The 688-nt window shown below is 44.6% G+C and carries 1 protein-coding gene; it reads left to right on the top strand.

Going from position 1 to position 688, the window contains the following annotated elements; translation table 11 throughout:
* On the top strand, positions 1-642 hold a 642-nt coding region (locus ACQ4MZ_RS31565; RefSeq protein WP_430852029.1), incomplete at its 5' end, for a response regulator transcription factor.
* Positions 643-688 lie beyond the last annotated feature (46 nt).

Below are 688 nucleotides of genomic sequence, written 5' to 3' on the forward strand. Positions count from 1 at the left end.
AAAATTCGATTATTCAGTCTACTAAAAATGGCAAACCCCTTCCGGATGGCAATCGTCCATCGAAACGCTGAGCAAAGAAGCAAGCTTCGCTTGTTTCTGGAAGATTCAGCTGCTGACATTTATGTTCAAGAATATAAGCTCGTCTACGAGCTTATCACATGCCCGAAGAATAACCCATATAAGATCCTCATTCTGGGTTACCATAGCGCAACACTTAAATATGCGGAAGTGGCTAACCTCAGGCGTGCTTTCCCAACATCGCACATCATCTTGTACGGAGGTAAAGCCACCTTTGAAACGCTGATTCCTTTTATCGGACTTGGGGCGGTTGGCTATGTCGCCGCACAAAGTGAGTTGGAAGGATTGTCGCTTTGTATCAAAGCCGTAACAAGTGGGAAGTTATGCCTGGACCTACCTACAAAACCGGTGATCGGCATGCCTGAAAGTTCCCTGACGGCTTTCAGACACAAGCTTTCCAGGCGGGAAAATGAAATTGCCGACTATATGCTGCTAGGTATGGGAACTTCTCAGATCGGTAGCCTGATCAACAGAAGAATTTCGACGGTTTCCACCATAAAGAAGCGGATCTTCGATAAGCTGGAAATTACGAATGTTCTTGAATTATACAGGTTGGCTAACTAATCCATAAATAGCTGCTAATCTGCCGCAACACTTTTATATAGGCAAT

The sequence above is a fragment of the Dyadobacter sp. BHUBP1 genome, assembly GCF_050587785.1.
Classification (GTDB): domain Bacteria; phylum Bacteroidota; class Bacteroidia; order Cytophagales; family Spirosomataceae; genus Dyadobacter.